This is a genomic window from Pseudomonas sp. NPDC087814 (assembly GCF_044742865.1).
GTDB lineage: Bacteria > Pseudomonadota > Gammaproteobacteria > Pseudomonadales > Pseudomonadaceae > Aquipseudomonas.
On the sequence record NZ_JBIUVK010000007.1, the window covers coordinates 77274 to 89323 of the forward strand.

Here is a 12050-nt window from a genome sequence, read left to right on the forward strand (position 1 = left end):
GCCTCAGTTCTTGAATGCCGAGTGTTTACGGCCCTGATCGCACAAGGCGAACACCACCACCAGCAGGGACGAGATCGCGAGGATTATCACAACGCCATCAGTGGAGTGAGTGGCCGACGCCGCCACCATCGACAACGCCCCTAATGGCGCCAGGCCACCTGCGATCGCGGTGCCGATTTCCCGCCCGGTGCCAAAGCCCGAGGAGCGGGTCTGGGTCGGGAACTGGCGGCTCAGGAACGAACCCTGCGGCGCAAACATCATCGGCGCGAGGATGCCGGTGCCCACGCCAATGGCGACGTAGATCATCAGGCTTTCACCGGTATTGAGCAGCGCAAGGAACGGGTAGGCAAACAGCAGCGACAGCAGGCCGCCGAGCATCAGCACGGTCTTGCTGCTCCACTTGTCGCACAACCAGCCGAAGCATGGCACGGCGACGATGGCGATCAGGCTGGCAATGGTCACCGACAGCGACGTGACGTGCACATCGACACCCTTGAACTGGGTGAGGTAAGCCAGGGAAAAGGTCTTGAAGATGTAGCTCAACGCGTTGTAGCCAATCGCCACGAAGAACACCACGGCCAGGCCCTTGAGGTCGTTCTTGAACAGCGCCTTGAGCGGCGACGCCTTGGCCTTTGCGGTTTCCTTGCTCAGTTCCTTGAATTCCGGGGTTTCCGGGATGCTGTTGCGCACCCACAGGCCCACACCCACCAGCGCGATGCTGCAAATGAACGGAATCCGCCAGCCGCCGGCCAGCAGGAATTCATTGCCGTTGATGGTCAGCAGGTACACGGTCAGCGAAGACAGCAGCAAGCCCAGGTTCAGCCCGAGCGCCGGCCATGCACCCTGGCTGCCGCGCTTGCCTTCTGAGGCGTGCTCGTAGGAGGTAACCGCCGCGCCGGACAGTTCGGCACCGGCCCCCAGGCCCTGGATGATGCGGATAAACACCAGCACGATCGGCGCCCAGATGCCGATGGAGGCGTAGCTGGGGATCAGCCCGATCAACGTGGTGCACACGCCCATCATGCAGAAGGTCAGCACCAGCACTTGTTTACGCCCGAACTTGTCGCCCAGGTAGCCAAACAGAATGCCGCCGAACGGGCGCGCGATGAAGCCGATGGCAAAGGTGGAAAACGCCATCAGCGTAGCGGCTTTCGGGTCGCTGTTATCGAAGAAAATCTTCGAGAACACAATCGCCGCCATGGTGGCGTACAGGTAAAAGTCATACCACTCCAGCATCGAACCGAAGATCGTCGCGGCCGCGACTTTGCGCAGGCGTTTCCTGGTTTGCTCGGGGGTTTCAACGTCCGGGGTGCGGGCTGTAGCCGTCATTCTGTACTTCCTTATGAGTCATTATATTTATTGTCAAAGTGAGGCGTGGTGCGGTGCGTCAGTGGGGCTTGAACATGCGGTCGGCGATCATCGAGCCGATGGGAATCGCGGAGGTGGCAGCGGGTGAGGGTGCATTGCACACGTGGAGCATTCGCGGGGTCTGGGCGAACAGGAAGTCGTGCACCAGGGTGCCGTCGCGCATCACGGCCTGGGCGCGGATGCCGGCTTCATAAGGCAGCAGGTCTTCGATGTTGAGCGATGGGCAGTACTTGCGGCACTGCTCCAGGTAGCCGGACTTGAACAGCGAGTTCTTCATCTCGACGCTGCCCGAACCGAGGTTCTGCCAGATGGTTTTCCAGAAGCCCGGGAAGCTCGCGTACTGCGCCACGTCGCGCCAGTTCACCGAGAATTTGCGGTAGTTCTCGCGACCCAGGCCGAGTACGGCATTCGGGCCAACGGTGACGCTGCCGTCGATCATGCGGGTCAGGTGCACGCCGAGGAAGGGCAGCTCCGGGTCGGGAATCGGGTAGATCAGGTGGTTGACGATGGTGTTCTTCGATTCCGGCAAGCGGAAGTATTCGCCACGGAACGGGATGATCTGGTGGTCGATCTTGACGCCGGCCATCACGGCCAGGCGGTCCGATTGCAAACCTGCACACACCACCAGATGCCTGGCCTGCCAGCTTTCGCCCCGGGTGCTGACGGTGACTTTGTCGGTGTCCTCGACGATCGCAGTGACGGTGCGTTCCAGGCAGATTTCCCCGCCGGCGCGACGAATCACCCGGGCCATGGTTTCGCAGACTTCGCGGTAATCGACAATGCCGGTGGCGTCGAGAAACAGCCCGCCCAGCCCGACGATGTTCGGTTCGCGCTGGCGCAACTGGTCGGCGTCCAGGCGTTCGACTTTCATGCCGTTGAGCTGCGAGCGGGCGTACAGCGCTTCCATCCGTTGTACTTCCAGATCAGTCGAAGCCACCAGCAACTTGCCGCACACCTCGAACTTGATCCCGTGCTCGGTGCAGAACTGCTTGGTGGCTTCGGCGCCGCGCTTGCACAAGTCGGCCTTGAGGCTGCCCGGCGCGTAGTAGATGCCGGCATGGATCACGCCGCTGTTATGGCCGGTCTGGTGTTTGGCCAACAGGCTTTCCTTCTCCAGGATCACCAGCGAGGCGTTGGGCTGGCGCTTGAGCAACTCCATCGCGGTGGCCAAACCGACGATGCCGCCGCCGATGATGCAAAAGTCATAAATCATTGTTTTGGGTACCTACGCATTTCAGTCTGCTTATCAGGTTGTCAGACTAATGGTTTTGTTAAAAAAACAGCGCGCCATCGGCACGCTTTAAACGGGTTCGGATCGGTCAATTGATAGCGGGCAGTTCCAGATGCAGGCGCCTTGCTGCGGCGCGCAAGTGAGCCTCGGCACAGGCGGCAGCGCCTTGGGCATCACCGTCGACGATGGCCTGGTAGAGCGCGGTGTGTTCCTGGGTGGCATCGGCCGAGCCGCTGACAAAGCGGGTGGCGGAGTTTTCCCAGGCGGTCTTGCGGGCGCTGGCCAGTTGGCTTCTGAGGAAGTCATGGAAGGCCACGAAATAGTCGTTCTTGCTGGCCTCGGCGATGGCGCGATGGAATTCCACATCGGCCAGGGCGGCGGCGTCGAAGTCGGCGCGCTTGTCGTGCATTTCCTGCAGGGCGGTCTTCATGCGCTGCAGGTCGGCGGCGTCGCGGCGTTGGGCGGCAATCGAGGCGGCCTGGGTTTCGATCCACAGGCGCACTTCGAACATTTGCGCCAGGTCCGGGCGGCGACCGTTTTTTTCCGGGAAGCGGAACACGGTGCCGGCCGGGGTTTGCGAGATAAATGAGCCCAGGCCACGCCGCGCAGTCAGTACGCCATCGGCCTTGAGCTGGGCAATCGCTTCGCGCACCACCGAACGGCTGACATTGAGTTGTTCAGCCAGTTGCTGTTCGGTGGGCAGGCGCGCTTCGGGCGCCAGTTGGCCGGAATCGATTTCTGCACGAATGGCGCTGACAACGCGCATAACGAGCGAATCAGGGCGCTGGAGCTCAAGCATGGGAAAACCTTGTTAATCAGGTTGTCAGACAATAGTCGTTACGATTTTACCTTGTCAAGACAGGTGTTACGCGGAACCGGGCGCGTAGGGCCAGGAAAAGACCTACACCAATCAGTGCCAATGCCACGCCGAACGTGGCTTGCATCCCACTTCCCACATCGCCGGGAGTGGCTATGGCGAGGTCACCTGAAACCTGCGAAAACACTGCGCCCAAGGCCGAAGCCCCGGCGATCAGGCCCAGATTGCGCGACAGATTAAGCAAGCCGGCGATCACGCCACGGCGGTCTGCCAGTACGTCGCTCATCACGGCGGTGTTGTTGGCGGCTTGAAACTGGGCGTAGCCGAGGGTGAGGATGATCAGCGGGGCGATGTACCCGGCAACCCCAAGGTTCAGCGGCGCCAGGGAGAGCAGCAGGCAGCCCGCCAGCATCGCCAGCAGCCCGGCGATGGTCATCGGGCCGCTGCCGAAACGGTCGGTCAAACGTCCCGCAGGGATGCCCATCAATGCCGAAACGCAGGGCCCGACTGCCATTGTCAGGCCCATCCAGGCGGGGTTGAGGCCTGCACCGTGGGTCAGGTAGAAGGGCCCGACCACCAAGGTCGCCATCATCACCGCCGATACCAGGGCGCTCATGGCCAGGCCAGCGCTTAGCGTTGAATCCCGTAAAGTCGACAAGAAACTGAACCCGGATTGCGCGGGCTGTAGCCCATGGCGGTCGACGCGCAGATAGCGCCGGGCGAGGGCAAATGTCAGCAAACCCAGCGGCACGGTGATGAAAAACAGCGCGCGCCAGCCAAACCCCGCGATCAACACCCCGCCAAGGCTTGGCCCCAGCGCGGTACCCATGGCCGACATCGTGCCCAGCAACCCCATGGCGCGGCCGGTGCGTTCCTTGGTCACGGTGCCGCCCACCAGCGCCATGGTCATCGCCATCATGATCGCCGCGCCCAGGCCTTGCAGGGCGCGGGCCGCAATCAACAGCCCGAGGGACGGAGCCATGCCGCACAGGGCCGAGGCAACGGTGAAAAGCAACAACCCGGCCAAGAGCAGGCGGCTGCGGCCCATCAGGTCGCCCAGTCGCCCGACGCTGACGATCACCGCGGTAATCGCCAGCAAGTAGGCGAGCACCACCCACTGCGCCGCCTGGAACGATGCATCAAACGCCTGCACCAGGCTCGGCAGGCCGACGTTGGCGATGCTGGTGCCCAAGGACGCCAGCAACATGGACAGTGACAGGGCGACGAGAGCGCCACGGGGTGCAGGTGATTTCATCAAGAGGCTCCTGGGTTTGACCGCTGTCAGAAATCTACGCCGTCACCTAACATGGCGGAAGGCGCAGCATTTGCACTTTATACGTGCGCCAAACGCCCTATGAGGTTTGCCGTGTCGACACCTGATTTCAATCTGCTGGTCACCCTGGATGTGTTGCTCGCCGAAGGCAGCGTCGCCCGTGCCGCTCAACGCTTGCGCCTGAGCCCGTCGGCGATGAGCCGGGCGCTGGCGCGACTTCGGGAAACCACCGGCGATCCGTTATTGGTCCGTGCCGGCCGCGGCCTGGTACCCACGCCGCGCGCTTTGGCGTTGCGCGAACAGGTCAGCCAGTTGGTGCAGGACGCCGAAGCGGTGTTGCGACCCGCTGCGACGCTGGATGTGAGCCAACTGGTACGCACCTTCACCTTGCGCACCAGCGACGGATTTGTTGAAAACTTCGGCCCGGCGCTGTTGACGCGGATCGCCCGGGAAGCGCCTGGCGTGCGGTTGCGCTTCGTGCACAAGCCGGACAAAGGCAGTACGCCGCTGCGCGATGGCAGTGTCGACCTGGAAACCGGCGTGGTCGACAGCAGCGCCAGCCCCGAGGTGCTGACCCAGGCGCTGTTCCGCGACCGGTTTATCGGCGTGGTGCGCAAGGGCCATCCGCTCAGCCAGGGCGAAGTCACGCCGCAGCGCTTCGCCGAAGGCCAGCACATCTACGTGTCCCGGCGTGGCCGTGATCAAGGCCAGATCCATCAAGCCCTTGAAGCGCTCGGGCTGACCCGGGACGTGGTGACCATCGTCGCCGGCTTCTCGACCGCCATGGCCCTGGCCCGCAGCACCGACCTGATCGCCAGCGTGCCGGAGCGGCATACCGCCAACCTGCACAGCGACCTCTACCGCTTTGCGCTGCCGTTCGTGTTCCCGGACTTCACCGTATCGATGCTCTGGCACCCGCGCCTGGACGCCGACCTGGCCCATCGCTGGCTGCGCGGTTGCCTGCGGGAGGTATGTGCGCAATGAGCCGAGCAGCCCCCTTGTGGCGAGGGAGCTTGCTCCCGCTGGGCTGCGAAGCAGCCCCAAAACCTGCATCCTGTTTCCCGCGAAAAGAACGCGGCGCGCTTAATGGGGCTGCTACGCAGCCCAGCGGGAGCAAGCTCCCTCGCCACAATGGGGGCTTGCGGGTCCACGGCGGCCCTTCAGCAGGTACAATCCGCCGGGCCTTAAAATGAAACACCAGGAATTCAAATGTTCAGCCTTACCCATTACGAAACCCCATGCCCCGAGCCGATCAATGCGCAGATCCTGCAGATGGTGGTCGACTACCTGACGGACATCAGCATGGTCGCCATCCCGCCAAGCAACCTGCTGTACAACGTCTACCAGTACGCCATCGGCTACGAGGTGCACCTGTATCTGGAAGCGCTGGACGGGTCCAAGGGCATTGCGGTGGAATTGATCATCGCGCTGGACGCGCAGGAGCAGGTGATCGGCTTCCTGCTGTACCTGCCGGTGAAGGACGATCCCGAGGCGTGCGGCGTGGCTTACATGGCGGTGCACGCCAGCCATCGGCGCAAAGGCGTGGCGCGGGCGATGATGCAGGACATGCTCGCTCGCTACCCCCATGCCGAACTGACCTGCGCAGTGGAGAAGGTCCCGGCGTTCGAGTCCATGGGCTTTCAACTGCGCGGTGTGCGCGGTACCCAGGTGTTGATGAACACCCGCGACTACAGCACTGACGGCTTGATGGGGTTGCTGGATGTGGCGTCGATCTACAGCTCGCTGGAGGTGCGGCAGATCCACACCTACCTCCTGCAAAAGCACGGCAAGCGGGCGATGGTCGATGCCGAAAAACAGCGTGATCGTCACTTCGACCAGATGACCCACAAGGCTCGGATGTTCGTGCACGCAAGGCTGGGCTAACGCGCTCCTCGACTCACCATCGACTTGATGCTCGCAAACAGCTCCTCTTGCGCCTCCAGCGGGCTGATCTCCCCGCTGGCCGCAGCATGGGACAAGGCGTCCGCCGCGCCCAGCATTGCGCGTAAACCGGGCTGGCCAATCACACCGTCCACGGCAAAGGGGGAGAGGGCATCGCGACACTTGCCAAGGAAAATTGCGTCGTACTCACGCTTGATGGTCTCCAGTTCCGGGCTGCCGGCCAAAGCAGCAATCACCCCCGGAATTTCACGCCCTTGTAGCAACACACAATCGACGTAGCACGAGGCGATGACCCACGCGCGGTCGTCCAGGGTGGGTTCGCTGGCCTCGATTGCGGCGGCAAATACCTGGTTCTGACGGGCGTCGAAATCTTCATACAGCGCGGCCAACAGCCCCGCGCGATCGCCAAAATGGTCATACACCACCGGCTTTGTAACGCCGGCCAACTCAGCCAGATGCCCCAGGGTCAGGGCATCGGTGCCTTCTTCTCGCACCAGTTGCCAGGCCACGTCGAGCAGCTGGCGCAACCGGTCATCCCGGGACAAGCGGCGGCGAGGGGCAGGGGATTGATCGCTTGACATGCTTATATACCAAAAGTAACTTACCAACGGTAACTTAGCTCAAGCCTACTCAATTTGCCTTCTCATCGCTACCCCGACGGAGTCACTGCCATGCACGCGCTGATCGTTGTTGCTCACCACGACTCACACTCCCTGACCCACAGCCTCGCCAAACAGGCGGCTGCCGGCATAACCGCCGCCGGCCACACCTTTGAAATCGCCGACCTCGCCGCTGAAGGTTTCGACCCGCGTTACAACGCCGCCGACCATAAAGTGCATCGCACCCGCGCCACGCCGCCGGCCGACGTACTGGCCGAACAGGCCCGACTCGACCGCGCCGACGCCTTGGTGCTGGTGTTCCCGATCTTCTGGTGGTCGATGCCGGCCTTGCTCAAGGGCTGGATCGACCGGGTATTCGTCAACGGTTGGGCGATCGACTACAGCCTTGAGACGAAGGTGGTGAAAAAACTCGGCCACTTGCAGGTGCACTTACTGGGCGTTGGCGGGGCGGACGAAGGGGTGTTTGAACGCCACGGCTATGCCGACGCCATGCGCACGCAAATCGACCATGGGATCTTTGATTACTGCGGTGCGAAAGTGCTGACATCCGAGCTGCTGCTGGACTCGGAAAGCGGCGCTGCCGAACAGCATCTGGAGACGGCGGCGAAGTTGGGGCGACAACTGTTCGTCACCCTGCAACCCTGCGAAACCGCCTAAACCAGGCTGCTCTGTACGAGCGCTGCCAGCTGTGCGACCGCAGCGCCTGGCGCTGGATGGCTGCAATGCAATTCATAGCCAAGGGACGGCACCGGCGGCAGACCGTCGAGTACACGCAGGTGCGCAGGCAAACCGATACGGGTGCGCAAGGTCACACCCAACCCGGCATCGACCGCCGCCCAGATCCCACCCACGCTGGGGCTGGTCAAGGCAATGCGCCAGGCAATGCCGGCGCGGTCCAGGGCTTCGGTGGCGGCGCTGCGCAATACGCAGGGTGCCTCGAACATCACCAGCGGCAGCGGCGCGTCCTCGGCGCGCGGTAGTTGGGGTTTGTCCCGGGGCCCGATCCAGTGCATGGGTGTTTGCCCCAGGCGGGTGCGGCAGGACGATGTCTGACCGGTTTCCCAGGTCAGCGCCAGGTCCAGGCTCGCGCTGTCGATCAGGGTCAACAGCTCGGCATTGCGGCCTATCCGCACTTCAAGGCTGATCATCGGATAAAGCCTGGCGAAGCGCCGCAGGATGTCACTGAGCACATGCTCGCCGAAATCCTCCTGCAAACCGAGGCGCAAAGTGCCTGCGGTTTGGGTTTCGTTAAGGCTGCTGAAGACAGTGTCATTGAGGTCCAGCAACCGCCTGGCGTGGCCGAGCAGCGCTTCACCCACCGGCGTCAGCACCAGCCCGCGCCCGGATTTGCTCAGCACCGGCGTGCCGACCTGTTCTTCGAGTTTCTTTAATTGCGCGCTGACGGCTGAGGTCGAACGGCCCAGGCGATCCGCCGCCTTGGCAAAGCTGTTCAGCTCGACGCCGGTGACGAAGGTGCGCAGTACATCAAGGTCGAAGGTGGGGCGGCGCATTGAATGGTCCATTAAAACGGGATGGTGGATGCTATTAAATCTGATATTCGGAATGATCCTGGCTTGCTAGTTTTTGCCCGTCAACTGAATTGTCGGAGCGAGCGTCCATGAGCAACAAATTTACCGAGCTGACCCGCGACGTGCTGTTCGCCGATATCTGGGAGCGCGAGGGCCTGTCGCCCAGGGAGCGCAGCCTGATCACCGTGGCGGCATTGGTGGCGATGTACCGTCTGGAGCAACTACCGTTTCACTTGCAGCGGGCGGTTGGCAATGGCTTGAGCGTCGAGGAACTGGGTGAAGTCATCACTCACCTGGCGTTTTACTCCGGCTGGCCGACAGCGGCGTCGGCGCTGAACCTGTTGGCAGCCATCCATCCTGCGGAGTAACCACCATGCCTTACGCCCGAATCTCCTTGCACCGCGGGAAATCCCCTGAGTATCTGCAAACGCTTTCACAGGAATTGCATGACGCCCTGGTTGAGAGCTTCAAGATTCCTGACGCGGATCGCTTCCACGTGATCCACCAGCACGAAATTGGCGAGATGATCATCGACCCCAACTATTTGGGCGGCCCGCGCAGCCACGACTATGTACTCATCGCGATCACGGGCGGTAAACCTCGTGATACCGAGACCAAACGGCGGTTTTACCAGGTGTTGGTGGAGCGGCTGGAGGCTACGATTGGGCTGAGCCCTGAGGATGTGATGGTGGTGATTACGACGACGGCGGCAGATGAGTGGTCGTTTGCGGGGGGAAGAGGGAATTAGAGGTGTGGGCGCGCCGTCAAGCCGACCGAGTTTGCGCCCGTTTTAATCGTTAAATTTTAACGTTCTCGCGGATATTCCAACCGTACTTGAGCGCTCCGCCATCCTTGCCACCATCGGCTTTTTGCGGCTGGTAACTGACCTCGACTTTGGCGAAGTTCAGGCCGACTTCTTCGGTCAGCACATCGCTGGTTGTCACTGCCCCGGTTTCGTAGGACGTCACCATGACTTCCTTGAGCGTAATGACCAGGTACTCCACGGCGCTGGCACCGCCCGCTTTACGAACCACCAGCCGGGCTTCGGGATAATGTTTGCCGGTGGAACACGCCATCATCAGGTTGGGCGTGGACTTGTCCAGAGTCTTGGTAATCGACAGGTTTCTTATATTGACCTTGCCAGCACCGCCACCCGTACCAGAATGCATCGATCCTGATTGTTTCATTCCCCAGCCCCAACTACTGATCTCGATTTCATCACGGTGTGCCTGGTCGTTGGACTCACCCTTGATATCGCCCAGCTTCAAAAACATATCAGTCGCCATTGTTGCTCCTTGTCCTCACTGTCGCCGGTAGTGGCGCGGGGCGTACTTTTCCAATTGGAATGATTGCCCACAAGACGCTGAGATGTGATCGGGAAGTGCCTGTCTGGAAAAGAGGAGTTTTCCGACAATTTTTTAAGCAGATCACTCTTACTCTCTGCGTTCTTGTGCAATCCAGGAGTAAAGGAATGACTTCCAGCGTCTTGAAAGACGGTTTTCCCGCGGCCCATCGCACCACCCGCGAACGGATCGAAGGCAGTATCGACCTCGGCCGATTGTTTGCCGCGATCGATGCCGATCCGGCGATTGCGGGGGCAGGAGTGGTGTACCTCGATGATCAACTGTGGCCGGTGACGTTGCGTGAGTTTCAGCCGATTTGCAGTGTGTTGCCCAAACGGGTGGTTTTGCGTGAAGCGCCGAGGTACATGGCGCGGCTGGATTTTATACGGGAGCTGCAGCAGGAGCCGAGGGAGTCGCAGGTGGTTTTTGAGGCGCTCGGCGCAGGGTTATCCTGTGGTGCTGCCGTATTGGGTTGGCTGGTTTTCTCGGGTGGCTCAGTTGCTACACCGTTTACGGCTGGCGTAAGTACTGCTGTGGCAGGTATGGCTTTCACAGCAGCCGTGGCAAGCTCTTTTCAATGCGGCGCGGGTCTGTACAGGACTCGTAATGAGATGAAAGACCCTGCGATCAACGATGATCTAAATGAAGCTGAGTGGTATCGCTACGTAATGCCGGTACTGGATGGCGTATCGCTTCTAGGAGCTGGCACGTCCGGTTTGACGACGCTGAAACTCATGCGGGCCAGGAAGGTATCAACTGGCAGGAATTGGTTGGAGTTGTCCAAGGACCTGAGTAGGCAACAGAGAAAAGCGTTGACCAGGGAGCTGTTGACGCTTCGAGCCCCTAATATGGGCAGCGCACTACGGAAACTTCAGCAACGCATGGGGACTCTGCCAAAAAGCTACACGGCTACACAAATCAATCAAGCGACGGTCACGCAAATAAAGGATGCGATTGGCGCGTCTATGAGTATTACCGGCAGCGGTTTGTCCGGGAATATTAGAACCGTCGCTATCGGCCTATACGAAGAGTTTGAATGATGGAATTGAGGCATTCACGTCAGGCCTTTCTGGCTCGGTATGGCCCGGTTTTTATTGGTGCTTTTTTTTGCGCGCTTCTTGCGCTTGTTATGGCGAGCGCGCTTTTGGGCAGCACCTATCTACATCGGATTTCTGGTTACCGCAATTACTCGGGTCTTGATATGGGCGTAATGTCAGTGATCTTGTCGGTGGGAAATGCTCTTGTTGTGCGAGGGCGAGCGTGGGGAGTCTGGATAATGGTTGGCTGTTGTGTGCTGAGCTTTTCTGCGGTGATGTTCACTATCAGCTACACACCAGATCTTTTTACTTTCTCGACAGGGCTTTTGTTCTCGCTTCTAGGCCTCTACCTCCTGAACACTAAACGCCACCGCCAAATGCGCGCAGAACTCGTTCTACTTCGCCACGAACGCAAGCGTTACAAAGCCGGTTTTCGGCCCCCGCGTACTCAGGAGATGGCCCAGGCTCGCCTCGAATACAAAACGGCCCGCAGGCTCAAGCGAGAAAATCGCCGCAAATGGAAGGCGGCCCTCAGCCCTCGCGAAACAAGTCATGAGCATCCAGCAACCGATACGCAATCTCCGGCCGCTTCTCCATGCCCTTGCGAATCGCCGCCGGAATCGACTGCCGGGTCTTGCGACACAACCCCGGCAAGTCATCGATAACGATCTGAATCCCGCGCATCGTCTTCACTTCCGTATGACCCGGCGCGATATGCACGCGAATGCCCAGTTGCTGGTACATCAGCTGTTGCATGCGCTCAAGATCGGGCAGGCTTTGCAGGTTTTCGAGGCGTTCGAGCAGGCGTTTTTCTTCCTGGCGCGTTAGGTGCAGGATGCGTGCATCGGCGCCGAGAAGGTCGAGCAGTTGCTCACGATTGCAGTCGCAGACGCCGGGTGGGCAGGGTTGGCGAATCGTCATGCAGTCTCC

The 12050-nt window shown here is 60.8% G+C and carries 14 protein-coding genes; 6 read left to right on the forward strand and 8 right to left on the reverse strand.

The window, feature by feature from the left end:
* Positions 1 to 3: 3 nt before the first annotated feature.
* The 4 genes from ACIOMR_RS08405 to ACIOMR_RS08420 all read right to left on the reverse strand — a co-directional run bounded on the left by ACIOMR_RS08405 (position 4) and on the right by ACIOMR_RS08420 (position 4671).
* A complete protein-coding gene (locus ACIOMR_RS08405; RefSeq protein ID WP_008436370.1) occupies positions 4 to 1329 on the reverse strand; it encodes an MFS transporter in 1326 nt (441 codons plus the stop codon).
* 58 nt (positions 1330 to 1387) lie between these two features.
* A complete protein-coding gene (gene lhgO, locus ACIOMR_RS08410; RefSeq protein WP_003215216.1) occupies positions 1388 to 2581 on the reverse strand; it encodes an L-2-hydroxyglutarate oxidase in 1194 nt (397 codons plus the stop codon).
* Between the two features lie 106 nt (positions 2582 to 2687).
* On the reverse strand, positions 2688 to 3398 hold the full coding sequence (locus ACIOMR_RS08415) for a FadR/GntR family transcriptional regulator (RefSeq protein WP_008436372.1): 711 nt from the start codon (positions 3396 to 3398) through the stop codon (positions 2688 to 2690).
* Positions 3399 to 3444: 46 nt separating this feature from the next.
* Positions 3445 to 4671, reverse strand: a complete 1227-nt coding sequence (locus ACIOMR_RS08420) for an MFS transporter (protein ID WP_401193424.1) — start codon at positions 4669 to 4671, stop codon at positions 3445 to 3447.
* A gap of 111 nt (positions 4672 to 4782) precedes the next feature.
* On the opposite strand from ACIOMR_RS08420, the gene ACIOMR_RS08425 reads away from it, so the two are divergent.
* Both ACIOMR_RS08425 and ACIOMR_RS08430 read left to right on the forward strand, forming a co-directional pair.
* Positions 4783 to 5673, forward strand: coding sequence for a LysR family transcriptional regulator (locus tag ACIOMR_RS08425; RefSeq protein ID WP_401193427.1), 891 nt, complete (start codon positions 4783 to 4785; stop codon positions 5671 to 5673).
* Positions 5674 to 5898: 225 nt separating this feature from the next.
* Positions 5899 to 6573 (forward strand): GNAT family N-acetyltransferase, encoded by a 675-nt coding sequence (locus tag ACIOMR_RS08430; protein ID WP_401193429.1) that lies wholly within the window; start codon positions 5899 to 5901, stop codon positions 6571 to 6573.
* On the opposite strand, the gene ACIOMR_RS08435 is transcribed toward ACIOMR_RS08430, so the two are convergent.
* Positions 6570 to 7172, reverse strand: a complete 603-nt coding sequence (locus ACIOMR_RS08435) for a TetR/AcrR family transcriptional regulator (RefSeq protein WP_003215225.1) — start codon at positions 7170 to 7172, stop codon at positions 6570 to 6572. The genes ACIOMR_RS08430 and ACIOMR_RS08435 overlap by 4 nt on opposite strands.
* 90 nt (positions 7173 to 7262) lie before the next feature.
* Between ACIOMR_RS08435 and ACIOMR_RS08440 the strand changes: the two genes are divergently transcribed.
* On the forward strand, positions 7263 to 7868 hold the full coding sequence (locus tag ACIOMR_RS08440) for an NAD(P)H-dependent oxidoreductase (RefSeq protein WP_307518916.1): 606 nt from the start codon (positions 7263 to 7265) through the stop codon (positions 7866 to 7868).
* On the opposite strand, the gene ACIOMR_RS08445 is transcribed toward ACIOMR_RS08440, so the two are convergent.
* The gene (locus tag ACIOMR_RS08445) at positions 7865 to 8722 is read right to left on the reverse strand and encodes a LysR substrate-binding domain-containing protein (protein WP_401193434.1); all 858 of its coding nucleotides are present in this window, start codon (positions 8720 to 8722) and stop codon (positions 7865 to 7867) included. The two genes, ACIOMR_RS08440 and ACIOMR_RS08445, sit on opposite strands and share 4 nt — an antisense overlap.
* A 107-nt stretch (positions 8723 to 8829) precedes the next feature.
* Here ACIOMR_RS08445 and ACIOMR_RS08450 point away from each other — a divergent pair, with 107 nt between their 5' ends.
* Both ACIOMR_RS08450 and ACIOMR_RS08455 read left to right on the forward strand, forming a co-directional pair.
* Complete coding sequence (locus tag ACIOMR_RS08450) at positions 8830 to 9108, forward strand: carboxymuconolactone decarboxylase family protein (protein ID WP_008436391.1); 279 nt, start codon at positions 8830 to 8832, stop codon at positions 9106 to 9108.
* A gap of 5 nt (positions 9109 to 9113) precedes the next feature.
* Entirely contained in the window at positions 9114 to 9488 is a 375-nt protein-coding gene (locus ACIOMR_RS08455; protein WP_401193438.1) for a tautomerase family protein, read from the forward strand.
* 49 nt (positions 9489 to 9537) lie between these two features.
* Here ACIOMR_RS08455 and ACIOMR_RS08460 read toward each other — a convergent pair whose 3' ends face one another.
* A complete protein-coding gene (locus tag ACIOMR_RS08460) occupies positions 9538 to 10026 on the reverse strand; it encodes a type VI secretion system tube protein Hcp (RefSeq protein ID WP_177047195.1) in 489 nt (162 codons plus the stop codon).
* Positions 10027 to 10211: 185 nt separating this feature from the next.
* On the opposite strand from ACIOMR_RS08460, the gene ACIOMR_RS08465 reads away from it, so the two are divergent.
* A complete protein-coding gene (locus ACIOMR_RS08465; protein WP_401193441.1) occupies positions 10212 to 11123 on the forward strand; it encodes an NAD synthetase in 912 nt (303 codons plus the stop codon).
* Positions 11124 to 11651: 528 nt separating this feature from the next.
* Here ACIOMR_RS08465 and ACIOMR_RS08470 read toward each other — a convergent pair.
* On the reverse strand, positions 11652 to 12041 hold the full coding sequence (locus ACIOMR_RS08470) for a hypothetical protein (protein ID WP_003215239.1): 390 nt from the start codon (positions 12039 to 12041) through the stop codon (positions 11652 to 11654).
* Between the last annotated feature and the right edge of the window lie 9 nt (positions 12042 to 12050).